The sequence below is a fragment of the Georgenia deserti genome, from assembly GCF_042680605.1.
GTDB classification, from domain to species: domain Bacteria; phylum Actinomycetota; class Actinomycetes; order Actinomycetales; family Actinomycetaceae; genus Allobogoriella; species Allobogoriella deserti.
Window position 1 is genome coordinate 38,860 of record NZ_JBHUEE010000005.1, and the last position, 15,184, is coordinate 54,043.

The window sequence follows — 15,184 nt, forward strand, 5'->3', positions numbered from 1 at the left end:
TACCATCGCCGGTATGGGGGCGCGCCGGGTCTCGGTCACGTACTGGGTTTTCGTGGTGGTGCTCAAACCCGCGATCATCCTGGTCACTCGCCGTCGGTGGCGCGGCGGCGAGCACGTGCCGCCGGCCGGGGGCTTCGTCGCCGTGGCGAACCATGTCACCGACCTCGACCCCCTCACCTTCGGGCACTTCCTGCTCGACCACGGGGCCCCGCCACACTTCCTCGCCAAGTCCTCGCTGTTCGAGGTCCCGGTGGTGGGCCGGATGTTGGCGGCCGCACGGCAGATTCCGGTCTACCGTGGCACCACGCGCGCCGGCGAGTCGCTGGTCGCCGCGGAACGGGCGCTGCAGGAGGGGCGCTGCGTCGCGATGTTCCCCGAGGGCACCCTCACCCGTGATCCCGATCTGTGGCCGATGACCGGCCGCAGCGGCGCGGCCCGCCTCGCACTGACGACGCGGGTGCCCGTCCTCCCGGTGGCTCAGTGGGGCGCCCACCGGGTCCTGCCCCGTTACTCGGTGCTGCCACGACCCGTCCCACGCAAGGAGGTCGTCGTCGTGGCCGGTCCGCCGGTCGACCTTGACGACCTCTACGGTCGGCCGCTGCAACCCTCCGTGCTCGACGAGGCCACCGACCGCATCATGGCCGCGGTCACCGAACAGCTCGCTCAGATCCGCGGCGAGACACCGCCCGCCCGGGCGTACGACCTGCGGCGCGACGGCGATCCCGTGGCCGGCGAGAACTCCTGGGCCGGCCGCCGTGCCGCCGGGCGAGAGGGCAGAACGGTCCGGAGGAGCCTGCGCACCCGGGTCCGCGACGCGCTGCTCGAGCGGGCCCGCCGCGCGCTGCGGCGTCGCTGACGCCAGGGTGCCGGCGGGCCGCCCCCGCCCCGCTCCCGGTTGTCCACGTCCGCCGCCGGGGCGAGACTGGCCCTCCAGGTCGACGAGGAGGTCACATGCCCGAGAACAGCACGTACAAGGTCAGCGAGATCGTCGGGACCTCGCCCACCGGCGTGGACGAGGCGATCCGCAACGGTATCGAGCGGGCGGGCGCCACGCTGCGCCACCTCGACTGGTTCGAGGTGGTCTCCGTGCGTGGCCACGTCGAGGAGGGGCAGATCGCCCACTACCAGGTCACCATGAAGGTGGGGTTCCGGCTCGACTGAGCGTGGGGTTCTGGCTCGACTGAGCAATGACCGGCCCTCGGGCGAGCAGGCGACCGCCACCCGGAAGACGCCCGTCGTGGTCAGGTCGGCCAGGCTCGCAAGGCGTGGTCGAGATCGGCCCACAGGTCCTCGACGTCCTCGATCCCGACGCTGAGGCGGAGGAGGTCCTCCGGCACGGACACCGCCTCGGCCCCCAGCCGGCGCCGCCGCTCCATCGAGGACTCGACGCCGCCCAGGCTGGTGGCCGGCAACCAGAGCCGGACGGCGCGCGTCACGGCGTCCGCATGGCCGACCCCGCCGGACGGACGCAGGGTCAGGATCGACCCGAAGCCGTCCATCAGCTCGGCGGCACGTGCATGCTGCGGGTGCGAGGACAACCCGGGATGGACCACCTCCGCGACGGACGGATGGTCGGCGAGCCGGCGGGCGAGTTCCAGCGCGTTGTGCTGTGCCCGCTCCACCCGCAGGGCGAGGGTGCGCAGGCCACGCAAGGCGAGCCAGGTCTCGAACGGACCGGGAATCGCACCCCCGACGGTGCGCCGGGCGTGCAGCCGGGCGCGCAGGTCACCGTCGGAGGTCACCGCCGCTCCCATGACGAGGTCCGAGTGGCCGGCGAGATGCTTGGTGACCGAGTGGACCACGACGTCCGCGCCCTGCGCCAGCGGACGCTGCAGCAGGGGCGTCGCGAAGGTGTTGTCCACCACGCACACCGCCCCGACGCGATGCGCGGCCGCCGCCAGGGCGGGAATGTCGGCGACCTCGAGCAGCGGGTTGGTCGGGGACTCGATCCACAGCAGACTCCCGGCCGGGCCCTCGGCCGGCGCGAGCGCGGCGACCACGGCCTCCGTGTCGGCGATGTCGACCTCCCGCACCACCGACTGCTCCCGGGCGGCCTGCTCGCGCGCGGCGGTCAGCGAGGCGAGATAGGCGTGCCGAGGGGCCACGATCGCCGTCCCTGGCTCGGCCAGGCGCAGGGCAGCGTCGATCGCCCCCATACCGGAGGAGAACACCAGGCCGGAAAGGCTCGCCCCTTCCAGCTCGGCGAGCGTGGCCTCCAACGGATGCCAGGTCTCGGTGTCGTACCGCGCGTACATGAGGCTGCCTGCCGGATCGCCGGTGGAGGCGTACGTGCTGGACAGGACCACCGGCGGGTTCACCGGCGCCCCTTGGTCACGGGTAGGACGGCCGCCGGCGACGGCGAGTGTGGCAGGGGAGAGCGGACGGTTCTGGGTGGGACGGTCGGTCACCGCGCCAGGGTACGGCCGATCGGACCGACGTGAGGGCTTCGGGCCACCGTGCCCCGACGCCCGGACGCTGTGGCGCCCCGGTCGCCCACGCCCTGGTGACCCGCGCGGCGTGATCCGGCTCTCGCCCGCCGCGCGAGGCCTCCGGCGATGCGCGCACCGGGCCGTGGGACGGCGGCGGTAGCCTCGGGCCGGTGAGTACCGAGCGCCCGTCCCCAGGCACTGATCCCGCCCGCCGCAAGGTCCGGGTCGCCGTCGTCTTCGGCGGCCGCAGCGGCGAGCACTCGGTCAGTTGCGCCACCGCCGCCGGCGTGCTGCGCGCCATCGACCGCGAGCGCTACGACGTCGTCCCGGTCGGGATCACCCGGGACGGCACCTGGGTGATCGCCCCCGACGAGCCCGCCCGGCTCGAAGGCGGCCGGGCCGAGGTGCCCGCCGAGAGCTCACAGCTGCTCGTTCCGCTCGGTGACCGGCCGGGCCCGCTCGTCGTGACCGAACCCGGTCAGGTCCCGCACGAACTGGGGGCCGTCGACGTCGTCCTGCCGCTCATCCACGGGCCGTACGGCGAGGACGGGACCCTCCAGGGGCTGCTCGAGATGGCGGGCACCAGGTACGTCGGCTCGGGCGTGCTCGCCTCCGCCGTCGGCATGGACAAGCACTACATGAAGATCGTCCTGGCGGGTCACGGGCTGCCGGTGGGCCCGTACACGGTCATCACACCACGAGCCTGGCGCCGTGACCCCGCGGCCGCGAAGGACGCCGTGGCGAGTCTCGGCTTCCCGGTATTCGTCAAGCCGGCGCGAGCGGGCTCCTCGCTCGGCGTCATCAAGGTGGACCGGGCCGAGGACGTCGAGGCCGCCGTGCTCGAGGCTCAGCAGCACGACCCCAAGGTGATCGTCGAGGCAGCCATCTCCGGGCGAGAGATCGAGTGTGCGGTGCTACAGGGGCGCGGCGACGCCCCACCGCGCACGTCGGCGCCGGGGGAGATCGTCCTCGACGCCCCGGAGTCCGGTTTCTACGACTACGAGACGAAGTACCTCGACACCGCGCCGCTGACCATGGCGATCCCGGCCGACCTGCCGGCGGAGATCACCGACCGCGTACGTGACCTCGCTGCGCAGTCCTTCGAGGCGCTCGCCTGCGAAGGGCTGGCTCGGGTCGACTTCTTCTACACCGACCGCGGCTCCGTCGTCGTCAACGAGGTCAACACGATGCCGGGCTTTACGCCGTACTCGATGTACCCGGCGTTGTGGGAGGCCGCGGGACTGAACTATCCCGACCTCGTGGACGAGCTCATCCAGCTCGCCCTGGAACGGCCCGACGGTTTGCGCTGACGGCGTTCAGCCGAGGTCGTCCGGGCCCACGCAGGCGCGGCCCGCCTCGACCACCCGCACGGCGGAGCCGAGCTCGGTGAGAAATGCCGTGGCCTGCCCTGTGCCCACCTGTGCCACCGGGATGACCACCTCGACGGCCGGGTCCCGGCCGTAGGTCACGAACGTCCACGATCCGCCGTCCGCGCCGGGCTGCTCCTCCTGGTAGGAGACCCAGTCCACCGAGGCGCCGTCGTTCGTCTCCACGCTCACGCACCGGTCGGTGGTCGGGCCGGGTACCTCGACCCCGCACCGCAGCGTGACCGCCGGGTCACCCCAGGCGGTGGTGGCCTGGGAGGTGGTGGAGCGCCGCTCGAGACCGCGCAGGGAGTCCGGGCTCGCCATGAGCACCTGGCCGCATGCGGGCGCCGAGGCGTGCGGCCCGGTGGGAACGCCGACCGGGTTCGCACAGCCCGTCAGCACCAGGACAGCGAGCGCGAGCAGCGTGAGGAACCGGCGAAGCACTCGGTCAGGGTACGTCGACGGTGCGGCCGCGCCGGTCGGTGGATCGCTGGGCGAACGCGGCGCCCCAGGTGTCCATGGCCAGCACGATCTTCTCGAGGCTGCGGCCGAGCTCGGTGAGCGAGTACTCGACGCGCGGCGGCACCTCGGGGTGGACGACGCGCCGGACGACGCCGTCCTCCTCGAGTTCACGCAACTGCCGGGTGAGCGTCTTGGTGTTGGCCAGCGGCACCAGGCGCCCGAGCTCGTTGAACCGTCGCGTACCACCGAGCAGATGCTTGACGAGGGTGAGCTTCCACGTCCCGCCCAGCACCGAGACCGCGACCTCGACCGGGCACACCTCCATCGCCCGACGCACCGGCAACCTCATGACGCCTCCCAGCTCACCTCGCAGGGACAAAAATGTCCGTACTAGCCGAATCTACCCTTAGAGCTCAGTATGGACGTATGTCACCGTCACCGCACTCCAGCACCATCCTGTGGGTCTTCGCGCATCCCGAGCCGGCCTCGTTGAACGGTGCCCTGCGCCGCGCAGGGCAGGAGCACCTGCGCCGGGCCGGTCACGAGGTGCTCGAGTCCGACCTGTACGCCATGGATTTCGACCCCGTGCTCCGCCGCGAGGACGGCGGCCGCCTCCCGGACGGGCAGCGCTTCGCCGTCAGCGCCGACACCCGCGGCGCCTATCTGGCCGGCGAGCAACCGGCGGACCTGGCCGCTGAGCGGTCCAAGCTCGACCGGGCGGACGCCGTCGTCGTGCAGTTCCCGCTGTGGTGGTACGGCGTGCCCGCCATCCTCAAGGGATGGTTCGACCGCGTCCTGGTCAGTGGCTTCGCCTTCGGCTCCGACCCGCGGACCGGGCGGCGGCTGCGGTTCGAACAGGGGCCGTTCACCGGCAAGCGCGCCCTCGTGGTCACCACTCTCGGCGACCGGCCCCGGGCGATCGGACCGCGGGGGAAGTCGGGCGAGATCACCGAACTGCTCTTCGGGCTGCTGCATGGCACCTTCGCCTACACCGGCATGGGTGTCCTGCGGCCCTGGGCGCTGCCGAGCGCGGACCGGACCACGGACGACGCCGCAGCCCGGGAGAGCCTGGTGCGGCGCCTGGACGGGTTGTTCGACGAAGAGACGATCCCGTATCGCCCGCAGTTCACCGGCGACTACACCGCGGAGTGGGAGCTCGCCGACCACGTGCGGCCGGGTGAGACCGGGTTGCGGATCCACGTCGCCGGGTGACCGGCCACCGGCTCGGACCGGTACAGGCGCCGACGCTCACCCCGCTCGCACAGGCTGGCGCAGGACCGTGCGCAACCGCTCGGCCGGCGTCCGGCGCGGATCTCCCAGGTAGATCTCGTGGTGGTCGCCGTGGAATGTCAGCCCGTGCTCGGGCATGAACTCGCGGTGCAGCCGGTCGAGCACCGGCCCCTCGTCGTCGTAGGAACCCACGTGCAGGGTCTGGACGCACCGGCCCTCGTCGTGGGCCAGCACGTCCACACCGGCGACGTCGACGTCCGTGCGCGTGCGGGCCGCCCGGCGTGCCGCGGTCACCTCCGCATCGCTGACCCACTCCGGCAGGGCGATGAGCATGGTCCAGTTCCACGCGGACTTCTCCCGGCGGACGAACGCCGCGGGATCCGTTGCCCGCCACAGCCCCTCCAACGGCGAAACGACGAACGGGCGCCCGGCCGCCTTCTGGGCGGAGCGCAGCGTGTAGGCGACGGCGTACAACGCCCGGACGGCCTTCGGGTACGCCGGCGTAGTGTTCGGATCGCCGTGCCCGTCCACGGCGAGATACCGCATCGGTGGCACGTCGACGACGTCGAACCGTCCCTGCGGCGGGGCGTACAGCCTGCGGTGGACCTTCTTGACGTCGTAGATCGCCATGCCGGCGAGTATCTCAGCGTCGGCGGGCCGTCAGGTGGCGAGTGCGGCGCGCACTACCCGCAGGGCCTCCTCGTCATCCAGGCCGAGCCCGCGCACCGCCCGGACGTAGTCCGCCGCGGCCTCCAGCGCCAGCTCGCGGCTGCGACTGCCGGCAGGGCTGACGAACGTGCCCGCGCGCCCGCGGGTCTCGACGAGTCCGCCCTCCTCCAGCTCGCGGTAGGCGCGGGCGACCGTGTTGACGGCGAGGGACAGCTCGGCCGCGAGCGAGCGGACCGTGGGCAACCGGGTGCCGACGGTCAGGGTGCCGTCGGTGATGCGGCCGGCGAGCTGGCGCCGCACCTGCTCGTACGGGGGCAGCTCGGCATCGGTGTCGACGTGCAACGGGTCCATCGGGTCAGTTCACCACGCCTCCTCGCCGATGCGGGGACGACGCCGCTACCGTGACCCGACGTGGATACCGTCGCCGACCTCACCGAGGACGAGCTCATCGCCTCGATGCTCCCGCTGCTCCCGCGCGGTGATCGCACCGTGGTCCCGGCCGGCGACGACGCCGCCGTGGTGGAGGCGCCGGACGGCCGCTTCTGCACCACCACCGACGTGCTCGTCGAGGACCGGCATTTCCGGCGGGACTGGGGTGAGGCGTCCGACGTCGGTTGGCGCGCAGCAGCACAGAACCTCGCCGACGTGGCTGCGATGGGCGCCGAACCGACGAGTCTCGTGGTGTCCCTCGTCCTCCCGGCGGCCACGTCGGTGGACTGGGTGCACGGCCTGTGCCGCGGCATGGCCGAGATCTGCGGGCCGATCGGCGTCGGAGTCGTCGGCGGTGACCTCTCGGGCGGTCAGCAGCTCGTCGTGGCGGTGACCGCGCACGGTGACCTAGGTGGCCGGCCCGCGGTGCTCCGGTCCGGTGCCCGGCCGGGGGACGTGCTCGCGCACGCCGGGGTCCTGGGCGCCGCCGCCGGCGGATATGCGCTGCTGGAGGCGGGCGTCCACGCCGGCGGGGAACAGGCCCTCGTCTCCGCGTTCCTGCGGCCCGCGCCTCCGCTGGCGGCCGGCCCTCGGGCAGCGGCGGCCGGAGCGAGCGCCCTGATGGACGTCTCCGACGGCCTGCTCCGGGACGCCGGCCGGATGGCCCGGGCCTCCGCCGTCGTCCTGGACGTCGACGACCTGGCCGCGACGGTCCCCGGCGACCTCGAGCGGCTCGCCGATGCTGCCACCCGGACGGGGCAGGACCCTGTGCGGTGGATGCTGACCGGGGGAGAGGACCACGGGTTGCTCGCCGCGTTCCCCGGCGACGTCCGGTTGCCGGACGGGTTCCGCCGCATCGGCACGGTGCGTGAACCCGCGGACCACCGGGCCGGCACCGTTCTGGTCCGGGGTGCCGCCCCGGACGTCGGCGCCACGGGCTGGGACCATTTCCGGGCCTGACCGTGGCGCCGGGCACGGCGCTGTCTCCGGCGCCGGAGACGGCACAAGAAGGCCGCTGCCCCCGGAGGTGGGCAGCGGCCTGCGGACGGTGAGGTCCGAGCGGAGGATCAGCGCGTGGCGCGCACGACCTTGTCGGCCTTGAGGCACGAGGTGCACACGTTGAGGCGCTTGGTCGAGCCGTCCACGAGCGCACGCACGCGCTGGATGTTCGGGTTCCAGCGGCGGGAGGTCCGCACGTGGGAGTGCGAGACGCTCTTGCCGAAGCTCGGGCGCTTGCCGCAGACGTCGCAGGTGGCAGCCACGGTCGTTCTCCTGATCTTCTCGCTGGCGCAGAGACCGGCCGGGCTCCGCGCGATGATGGTGGGCCCGCTCGCGTCGAGGCGCCTCGGGCAACCGGACAAGAGTACCCGACGGCGCAGTGACGGCTCAATCGCCCGCTCACGTCCCCTCTCGTGGGATCGGACACATGGCCGGGGCCGTGGCGATGAGGTGGTGCCCGGCGGGCCTCGGCATGGCCGCTCGCCGGCGGCCGTGCGGGGACGTCGGCGGGCGAGATTACTCTGGTGCGGGCAGACCCACCAGGCCGAGGCGGAGGTGACATGGAGCCGGTCGCGCGCCAGTTGCGGCATGACCTCGCGTTCGCCGGAGCCGGGCGCGGCCGTCTCGGGAACAGCCTCGAGCGCGAGTTCGATCCCCGCACCGCCAAGGCACTCGGCAAGCTCGGCCTGCGCACCGTGGACGACCTGCTGCGTCACTACCCGCGCCGGTACGCCGACCGCGGCCGCCTGAGCACGCTGAACGACCTGCAGCTCGACGAACATGTCACCGTCATCGCCCGGGTGGCCACGGCCGACACCCGTCCCATGCGCAACCGCCGTGGCGCCATCCTCACCGTCCAGATCACCGACGGCACCGACACCCTGACCCTCACGTTCTTCGGCAAGCACCGCGGCAGCCTCGAGTTCCACGCCCGCAAGCTGCGCCCCGGCGTGACGGGGATGTTCACCGGCACAGTCAGCAGCTACCGCGGCACCCGCCAACTCACCCACCCCGACTACGAGACCTTCGGCGGGGAGCACGGGCAAGGGACGAGTGGAACGCGAGGAGGCGGCGCAGTAGGCCCGAGCGAGGAGCAGGAGGCGGTGGACCGCGCCGAACGCCCCATCCCGATCTACCCCGCCGGCCAGTCAATCCCCACGTGGAAGATCCGCACCTGCGTCGAGGCGGTCCTCGACACGCTCACCAACGAGGACGTCCCCGAGCCGCTGCCCGCCGACTATCGGCAGGCGCACCAACTGCCCGACGCGCTGACCGCCCTGCGCGGTATCCACAGCCCGCACAACGAGGAGGACTGGAGACGGGCGCGTGAACGGTTCCGGCACGAAGAGGCCTTCGTCCTGCAGACGGTGCTCGCCCAGCGCCGTGCCGCCGCACTGGAGACCCCGGCCGTGGCCCGTCCGGCCCGTCCCGGCGGACTGCGGGACGCATTCGACGCCCGCCTGCCGTTCGAGCTCACCGCCGGGCAACGTGAGGTCGGTGAGACCCTCGAGGCGGAACTGGCCGAACCCGCACCGATGATGCGGCTCCTGCAGGGCGAGGTCGGCTCCGGAAAGACTGTCGTCGCGCTGCGCGCCATGCTCCAGGTGGTCGACGCCGGAGGTCAGGCCGCCCTGCTCGCCCCGACCGAGGTCCTCGCCCAGCAGCACCTGCGCACCATCCGCGAGCTGCTCGGACCGCTCGGGGAGGCCGGGATGCTCACCGCCGCGGACGAGGCGACCCGAGTGGTCCTGCTCACCGGCTCCATGGGGGCGGCCGCACGCCGCACGGCACTCGCGGACGCCGCCTCCGGCGCGGCGGGCATCGTCGTCGGCACCCACGCGCTGCTGAGCGAGGTGGTGCAGATCCCCGATCTCGGCCTCGTGGTCGTCGACGAGCAGCACCGGTTCGGCGTCGAACAACGTGACGCGCTGCGCGCCAAGGCCGAGGTCACCCCGCACCTGCTCGTCATGACCGCCACCCCGATCCCGCGGACGGTCGCGATGACGAGCTTCGGTGATCTGGAGACCTCGACGCTGCGCGAACTGCCGCAGGGACGCGCCGGGGTGTCCACGACCGTGGTGCCCGCGGACCGGCCCCGATGGGTCGAACGCACCTGGGAACGGCTCCGGCAGGAGATCGACGACGGCGGACGCGCCTACGTGGTCTGTCCCCGCATCTCGGCCACCGAGCCTGCCGCCGACGGCGACGCACCTCTTGACACCGGTACCGACGGTGGTGAGCCGGCACAGCTCCCGCTCGAGACCGGGGAGTCGGCCCGCCCACGCAGCGGCATGGCCGCCGTCGAGGAGGTGCTCCCGATGCTGCGTGAATTGCCGGCGCTCGAGGACGTCTTCATCGGCCAGATGCACGGGAGGATGAGCAGCGAGGAGAAGGACGCCGCCATGGCTGACTTCGCCTCCGGACGGACCCCCGTCCTCGTCGCCACCACGGTCATCGAGGTTGGTGTCGACGTCCCGGATGCGAGCGTCATGGTCATCCTCGACGCCGAGCGCTTCGGCCTGTCCCAGCTCCACCAGCTCCGCGGGCGCATCGGGCGTGGCAGCAGACCGGGCGTCTGCCTGGCGATGACCGCCGCGCCGCCGGGCTCGACCGCGTTCGAACGCCTCACCGCATTCGCCCAGACCGCCGACGGCTTCGCGCTCGCCGAGACCGACCTGCGGCTGCGCCGCGAGGGCGACGTGCTCGGCGCGTCCCAGTCCGGCCGGTCGACCTCACTACGCCTGCTGCGTGTGCTGACCGATGCCCCGATCATCGACACCGCCCGCGCCGCCGCCCGTGAGCTCGTCGCCCGCGACCCCGGGCTGAGCGGTCAGCCCGGGCTGGCCCGCGCGGTCGCCGAGATGGTCGACGAGGACGCCGCCGCCTACCTCGAACGCACCTGACCCGCGCCGGTGCCGCTTACGCTCACCTCGTGAGTCACGACCTCGCCGACGCCGGTCCCGGCGCCCCGCTCGTCCGCGCCGACGGTCTGCAGATCGGCTACCGGCTCCCGGTCTGCGCGCCCGTCGACCTGGCGGTCCGCCCGGGCGAGGTGCTCGCCGTCGTCGGCGCGAACGGGACCGGGAAGTCCACCCTGCTGCGGACGATCCTCGGCCACCTCGAGCCACTCGGTGGCCGTGCCGAGCTGCTCGGCAGGCCGGTCGATCCACGCTCGCTCGACGTGCGAGCCGCCGTCGCGCAGGACCTCGGGGACGACATGTTCTTCCCCGCCCTCACCGTCCGCGAGCACCTCCTGCTCACCTGCTACGGCCACCGCGTCACCGACGCTGAGGAGGTGGTCGAGGACCTCCTCGAGGAGTTCGGGCTGACCGACCGCGCTGACGCCGTGCCCGGCGCCCTGTCCTCCGGGCAGCGCCGGCGCCTCCTCCTGGCCGCCGCACTCGCCCGCCCGCGATCCCTGCTGGTGCTCGACGAACCCGAGCAACGTCTCGACGTCGGCATGCGGCACCATCTCACCGGACGCCTGAGGGAGGAACGCGAGGCCGGCGGTGCGGTCCTGCTCGCCTCCCACGATCCCGAGGTCGTCGCCGGAGCCGCCACCGCCGTGCTGCTCATCGACGAGACCACGACGCGCACGCTCGGTCCGCAGGACGGCGCGGCCGCCGTCGCCGCCCTGTGAGCAGCGGCCGCGCGGTCCGGCGCTGGACCCGGAGCCGGGCCCGATTGCGGTCCGCCGTCGGACCCGGCGAGTTGCTCACCGACGTGTACATGGCCGTCCTCGGCGTGGTCATGACGTCGGCGATCGTCCTCGGCGCCTCGGCCCGGCTCGGCACCGACCTGGCGACCGACGCGGCCGCCGGGTCGGGCCTGCAGGTGGGCGTCGGATGGCTCGTCCTGCTCGCCGGCTGCGCCGCGGTGCTCGGCGCGACGGCGCTCACGGCACGACTGGGGCCGGTCTGGCTCTCGCCCGCCCAGTCCGTGTGGTGGCTCCCCTTGCCGGTCGAGCGCCGGAGCCTGCTGCGGCCCGCCGCCGCGCCGTGGCCGGCCCTGCTCGCCGCCGTCGGCGGCTTCGCGGGAACCGCGGTAGCACTGGTCGTGGGCAGTCCGCCGGCAGCCCTCGCCGTCGCCGGTGCCGGAGCCGGCGCCACGGCAGGGTTCGCGCTCGGGCTCGCCCAGGCCGCCCCCGCGGTCCACCGCCGGGCGCGCCTGGGCGTCGACGTGGCTGGTGCCGCCGTGCCGATGCTCGGGCTCGCCGTGGTGCTGCTCTCCCCGCCGCCACCGCGCCCGCCGGATCCCGTGGCCTACGGCGCCGCCGCCGTGGCGGCGGGCCTGGCCGTGGTCAGTGGGATTCTGCTCGACCGTCGCCTCGGCCGGACCGCCGACCTCAGCCTGCGTGAACGCGGCCTGGTGACAGGGGAGGCGCTGGGCGCCACGCTGTCGGTGGACACGCGTGCGCTTGCCCGGGCACTCAGTGCCGCCGGCACCCCGTCCGAGCGCTCACGGTCCGCACGCATGACGTGGCTGCGGCGGGTGCCGCGCCGGCTCGCCCCGCACCTCGCGCTGGTCACGGGCGAGGTGCTGGTACTCGTGCGCAGCCGCCGGCACCTGATCCAGCTGGTGGCGGCCGCCTGCCTTCCCGGGGTGGCGCTCGCCGTCCCGGCACCGGTCCTGGCAGTGACGGCCGTGCTCCTCGCCGCCGGTAGTTACCTCGCTGCCCTGGCCCTGGCCGAAGGCTCCCGGCGTGCCGAGGATTCGCCGATGCTCGATGCGCTGCTTCCGCTCGGCGCCCGCACGGTCCGGCTCCTGCGGCTCGTGGCCCCGTCCGCCGGTCACGCCGCATGGTCCCTCGCGGTCTTCGCCATGCTGGCCTCGCGCTACCCGGACGCCGGGCTCGGCTGGTGGCTGCTGCTCGGCGTGCTCGGATCACCCGTGTGGGCGGCCGGTGCGGTCCGTGCCGCCTACCGGGAGCCGCCCGACTTCAGCGGTCCGCTCATCCATACGCCGATGGGCTCGATCCCGCCCGGGATGGCCAAGGCGTTCCGGGAGGGGCCGGACGTCGCCGTGCTCGGCGCGATCCCGGCCTTCATCGCCGTCGTGACGGCTCAGGTGAGCCCCGTGCTGGTGCTCGCGCAGGTGGTGTGTACCACCGTCGGAGTACTCGCTGTGGTCACCAGTCGTGGACGGTCCCGTCCGCGAGCCGGTTGAACGGGAGGTAGGCGCGCACGTACGGGTACCTTCCGGCTTCGTCGGTGTCGAGCTCGACGCCCAGACCCGGCTTGTCGCCCGGATGCAGCATGCCGTTCTCCCAGGTGAAGGACTGGGCGAAGACCTGATCGGTCTTCTGTCCGTGCTTCATGTACTCGAGGATGCCGAAGTTGTGGACGGCCAGGCTCAGGTGCATCTGGGCGGCCATGCCGACCGGGGAGATGTCGGTCGGGCCGTGCATGCCGGACTTGATCTGGTACTGGGCGGCGTAGTCGAGGATCTTCTTGAGATGGCTGATCCCGCCGGTGTGGGTCACGGCTGAGCGCACGTAGTCGATGAGCTGCTCGCGGATGATGAACTGGTAGTCCCACACGGTGTTGAAGATCTCGCCGATGGCCAGCGGCGTCGTGGTGTGCTGACGCACCAGCCGCAGTGCCTCCTGGTTCTCGGCGGGGGTGACGTCTTCGAGCCAGAACAGGTCGTACGGCTCGAGCGACTTGCCCAGTTTGGCCGCCTGCACCGGAGTGAGACGGTGGTGGGCGTCGTGCAGCAGCGGTACTTCGGGGCCGAACTCGTTGCGGACGGCCTCGAACACCGTGGGGACGTGCCGGAGATAGGACCGGGTGTCCCAGTCCTCCTCCTTGGGCAGGTCCCCGCGCTGGGCCGGCTCGTAGTCGTACCGCACGCCGGTGTTGGCCTCGAAGGTGGCGTTGGAGGCGATGCCGTAGATCGACTTCAGGCCGGGAACGCCGGTCTGCACCCGGATCGCGCGGTAGCCCTGCTCCTGGTAGGAGCGGATGGAGTCGAAGAGCTCCTCGGTCGTCTTGCCCGAGGCGTGTCCGTAGGCCAGCAGACCCGTGCGGGAGGCGCCGCCCAGGAGCTGGTAGACGGGCATGCCCGCCGCCTTGCCCTTGATGTCCCACAGGGCGGTGTCCACCGCGGCCACCGCGGCCATCGTGACCGGTCCGCGGCGCCAGTACGCGCTGCGGTACAGGAACTGCCAGGTGTCCTCGATCCGGTGCGCGTCCCGACCGAGCAGGAGCGGGACCACGTGCTCCTTCAGATAACTGACGACGGCGAGTTCGCGCCCGTTCAGGGTCGCATCACCCAGCCCCGTCAGTCCGTCGTCGGTGGTGAGCTTCAGGGTCACGAAGTTCCGGTCCGGACTCGTGACGATGACCTCGGCCTGCTCGATGATCATGTGCGGCGCGCTCCGTTGCTCGATCGGAATGGTGGTCGGCCGTCTCCGGCCGGTCACCACACTATTGCCCGGGCACGATTGCCCTGGCGTGGCGCAGCCCTTGCGGCCCGTCAGGCGGACGCCGGGATGCCGCCGCGTCCGGGGAGGTCGAGCGCCTGGGCGAGGAGGTCGTAGGTGCGGTACCTCGCCTGCGTGGACGGGGCGTTCGAGGCGACGATCAGTTCGTCCGCCTGGGCGTGCCGGGCGAACTGTGCGGCCTGGGCCGGGATCGACGACGGTGAGCCCACCAATGTGTGGCGCGCCATCTGCCGGACCTGGTCGCCGTGCGGCGTCGCGAGAATCGCGTCCGCGTCCGCCTCGGACAGCTCGACCCCGCGGCGGGCCAGCCGGATGACCATCTGCCGCAGGGCCGCCTGGTGCCACTGGGCTGCCTCGTCCTCGGTGTCGGCGACGAAGGCGTTGACACCGGCGATGACGTACGGCTCGGGGTGCTGCGGGGAGGGCACGTACTCGCGGCGATAGGTGCTCACCGCCTCGGTCAGTGCCGCCGGCGCGAAGTGGGAGGCGAAGGCGTAGGGCAGGCCGAGCCGGGCGGCCAGCTGGGCGCCGAAGAGGGACGAGCCGAGGATGAACAGCGGCACCTCCGTCCCCGTGCCGGGCACGGCACGCACCGCGTGCTCGGGGTCAGGCGGCCCCAGCAGGAGCTGCAGCTCGGCCACGTCCTGCGGGAACCGATCGGAGTCCTCCGGGCGGCGCCGCAGGGACCGCAGCATCGCCATGTCACCACCCGGTGCCCGGCCGAGGCCGAGATCGATACGACCGGGGAACAACGTCTCCAACGTGCCGAACTGCTCGGCGATCACGAGCGGGGAGTGGTTCGGCAGCATGATCCCGCCGGCACCGACGCGGATCGTCGAGGTGTGCTCAGCGATGTGGGTGATGAGCACCGAGGTGGCCGAGGAGGCGATCGTGGCCATGTTGTGGTGCTCGGCGAACCAGTATCGGGTGTATCCCCAGCGCTCGGCCGCCTGGGCGAGCTCGACGCTGGCCTCGAATGCGGCGCGGATCCCCTCCTCCGGCCGGACGGTGGCCAGGTCGAGGACGGACACCGGTACCCGCGGCGGCCCCGGATCTGCCGAGGCCTCGGGCCCGACCTGGGTAGAGGTGTCTGCGGCGCTGGGGTCGCTGGCGGGTTCGGCGGCGCGTGTGGGATCTGACACAGTGATGACCTC

Annotated in this window: 16 protein-coding genes; 8 read left to right on the top strand and 8 right to left on the bottom strand. The window is 72.8% G+C overall.

Annotated features, from left to right (window positions below; all coding sequences use genetic code 11):
- Positions 1-13 precede the first annotated feature (13 nt).
- Together ACFSE6_RS10250 and ACFSE6_RS10255 are read left to right on the top strand one after the other, a co-directional pair.
- A complete protein-coding gene (locus ACFSE6_RS10250) occupies positions 14-856 on the top strand; it encodes a lysophospholipid acyltransferase family protein (RefSeq protein WP_388006074.1) in 843 nt (280 codons plus the stop codon).
- A 95-nt stretch (positions 857-951) separates the two neighbouring features.
- The gene (locus tag ACFSE6_RS10255; protein WP_388006077.1) at positions 952-1,161 is read left to right on the top strand and encodes a dodecin; all 210 of its coding nucleotides are present in this window, start codon (positions 952-954) and stop codon (positions 1,159-1,161) included.
- An 80-nt stretch (positions 1,162-1,241) separates the two neighbouring features.
- Here ACFSE6_RS10255 and ACFSE6_RS10260 read toward each other — a convergent pair whose 3' ends face one another.
- A complete protein-coding gene (locus ACFSE6_RS10260; protein WP_388006080.1) occupies positions 1,242-2,408 on the bottom strand; it encodes a trans-sulfuration enzyme family protein in 1,167 nt (388 codons plus the stop codon).
- Between the two features lie 191 nt (positions 2,409-2,599).
- Here ACFSE6_RS10260 and ACFSE6_RS10265 point away from each other — a divergent pair, with 191 nt between their 5' ends.
- A complete protein-coding gene (locus ACFSE6_RS10265) occupies positions 2,600-3,739 on the top strand; it encodes a D-alanine--D-alanine ligase family protein (protein WP_388006083.1) in 1,140 nt (379 codons plus the stop codon).
- A gap of 6 nt (positions 3,740-3,745) precedes the next feature.
- Here ACFSE6_RS10265 and ACFSE6_RS10270 read toward each other — a convergent pair whose 3' ends face one another.
- Together ACFSE6_RS10270 and ACFSE6_RS10275 are read right to left on the bottom strand one after the other, a co-directional pair.
- A complete protein-coding gene (locus ACFSE6_RS10270) occupies positions 3,746-4,240 on the bottom strand; it encodes a DUF3515 domain-containing protein (RefSeq protein ID WP_388006086.1) in 495 nt (164 codons plus the stop codon).
- Between the two features lie 4 nt (positions 4,241-4,244).
- A complete protein-coding gene (locus ACFSE6_RS10275; protein ID WP_388006089.1) occupies positions 4,245-4,607 on the bottom strand; it encodes a winged helix-turn-helix transcriptional regulator in 363 nt (120 codons plus the stop codon).
- A gap of 77 nt (positions 4,608-4,684) precedes the next feature.
- Between ACFSE6_RS10275 and ACFSE6_RS10280 the strand changes: the two genes are divergently transcribed.
- Entirely contained in the window at positions 4,685-5,470 is a 786-nt protein-coding gene (locus ACFSE6_RS10280; RefSeq protein ID WP_388006092.1) for an NAD(P)H-dependent oxidoreductase, read from the top strand.
- 36 nt (positions 5,471-5,506) lie between these two features.
- On the opposite strand, the gene ACFSE6_RS10285 is transcribed toward ACFSE6_RS10280, so the two are convergent.
- Positions 5,507-6,118 (bottom strand): GyrI-like domain-containing protein, encoded by a 612-nt coding sequence (locus ACFSE6_RS10285; protein WP_388006095.1) that lies wholly within the window; start codon positions 6,116-6,118, stop codon positions 5,507-5,509.
- 30 nt (positions 6,119-6,148) lie between these two features.
- Positions 6,149-6,508, bottom strand: coding sequence for a GntR family transcriptional regulator (locus ACFSE6_RS10290; RefSeq protein WP_388006098.1), 360 nt, complete (start codon positions 6,506-6,508; stop codon positions 6,149-6,151).
- Positions 6,509-6,568: 60 nt separating this feature from the next.
- Here ACFSE6_RS10290 and ACFSE6_RS10295 point away from each other — a divergent pair, with 60 nt between their 5' ends.
- A complete protein-coding gene (locus tag ACFSE6_RS10295; RefSeq protein ID WP_388006101.1) occupies positions 6,569-7,546 on the top strand; it encodes a thiamine-phosphate kinase in 978 nt (325 codons plus the stop codon).
- Between the two features lie 107 nt (positions 7,547-7,653).
- On the opposite strand, the gene rpmB is transcribed toward ACFSE6_RS10295, so the two are convergent.
- A complete protein-coding gene (rpmB, locus tag ACFSE6_RS10300; protein ID WP_388006103.1) occupies positions 7,654-7,848 on the bottom strand; it encodes a 50S ribosomal protein L28 in 195 nt (64 codons plus the stop codon).
- 297 nt (positions 7,849-8,145) lie between these two features.
- On the opposite strand from rpmB, the gene ACFSE6_RS10305 reads away from it, so the two are divergent.
- Genes ACFSE6_RS10305 through ACFSE6_RS10315 form a run of 3 tightly spaced genes read left to right on the top strand, consistent with a single transcriptional unit; the run spans position 8,146 to position 12,751 of the window.
- A complete protein-coding gene (locus ACFSE6_RS10305; protein ID WP_388006106.1) occupies positions 8,146-10,488 on the top strand; it encodes an ATP-dependent DNA helicase RecG in 2,343 nt (780 codons plus the stop codon).
- Positions 10,489-10,517: 29 nt separating this feature from the next.
- Positions 10,518-11,225 (top strand): ABC transporter ATP-binding protein, encoded by a 708-nt coding sequence (locus tag ACFSE6_RS10310; protein ID WP_388006109.1) that lies wholly within the window; start codon positions 10,518-10,520, stop codon positions 11,223-11,225.
- Positions 11,226-11,269: 44 nt separating this feature from the next.
- Positions 11,270-12,751, top strand: coding sequence for a DUF6297 family protein (locus ACFSE6_RS10315; protein ID WP_388006112.1), 1,482 nt, complete (start codon positions 11,270-11,272; stop codon positions 12,749-12,751).
- On the opposite strand, the gene manD is transcribed toward ACFSE6_RS10315, so the two are convergent.
- Together manD and ACFSE6_RS10325 are read right to left on the bottom strand one after the other, a co-directional pair.
- Positions 12,714-13,952 (bottom strand): D-mannonate dehydratase ManD, encoded by a 1,239-nt coding sequence (gene manD / locus ACFSE6_RS10320; protein ID WP_388006115.1) that lies wholly within the window; start codon positions 13,950-13,952, stop codon positions 12,714-12,716. The genes ACFSE6_RS10315 and manD overlap by 38 nt on opposite strands.
- Positions 13,953-14,062: 110 nt before the next feature.
- The gene (locus ACFSE6_RS10325; RefSeq protein WP_388006880.1) at positions 14,063-15,061 is read right to left on the bottom strand and encodes an LLM class flavin-dependent oxidoreductase; all 999 of its coding nucleotides are present in this window, start codon (positions 15,059-15,061) and stop codon (positions 14,063-14,065) included.
- Positions 15,062-15,184: the final 123 nt, after the last annotated feature.

Bases quoted from the DNA above. Each gene is read 5' to 3' on its own strand.
- ACFSE6_RS10250 (WP_388006074.1), top strand. From the start codon at position 14: ATGGGGGCGCGCCGGGTCTCGGTCACGTACTGGGTTTTCGTGGTGGTG.
- ACFSE6_RS10255 (WP_388006077.1), top strand. From the start codon at position 952: ATGCCCGAGAACAGCACGTACAAGGTCAGCGAGATCGTCGGGACCTCG.
- ACFSE6_RS10275 (WP_388006089.1), bottom strand. From the start codon at position 4,607: ATGAGGTTGCCGGTGCGTCGGGCGATGGAGGTGTGCCCGGTCGAGGTC.
- ACFSE6_RS10280 (WP_388006092.1), top strand. From the start codon at position 4,685: ATGTCACCGTCACCGCACTCCAGCACCATCCTGTGGGTCTTCGCGCAT.
- ACFSE6_RS10285 (WP_388006095.1), bottom strand. From the start codon at position 6,118: ATGGCGATCTACGACGTCAAGAAGGTCCACCGCAGGCTGTACGCCCCG.
- ACFSE6_RS10290 (WP_388006098.1), bottom strand. From the start codon at position 6,508: ATGGACCCGTTGCACGTCGACACCGATGCCGAGCTGCCCCCGTACGAG.
- ACFSE6_RS10305 (WP_388006106.1), top strand. From the start codon at position 8,146: ATGGAGCCGGTCGCGCGCCAGTTGCGGCATGACCTCGCGTTCGCCGGA.
- manD (WP_388006115.1), bottom strand. From the start codon at position 13,952: ATGATCATCGAGCAGGCCGAGGTCATCGTCACGAGTCCGGACCGGAAC.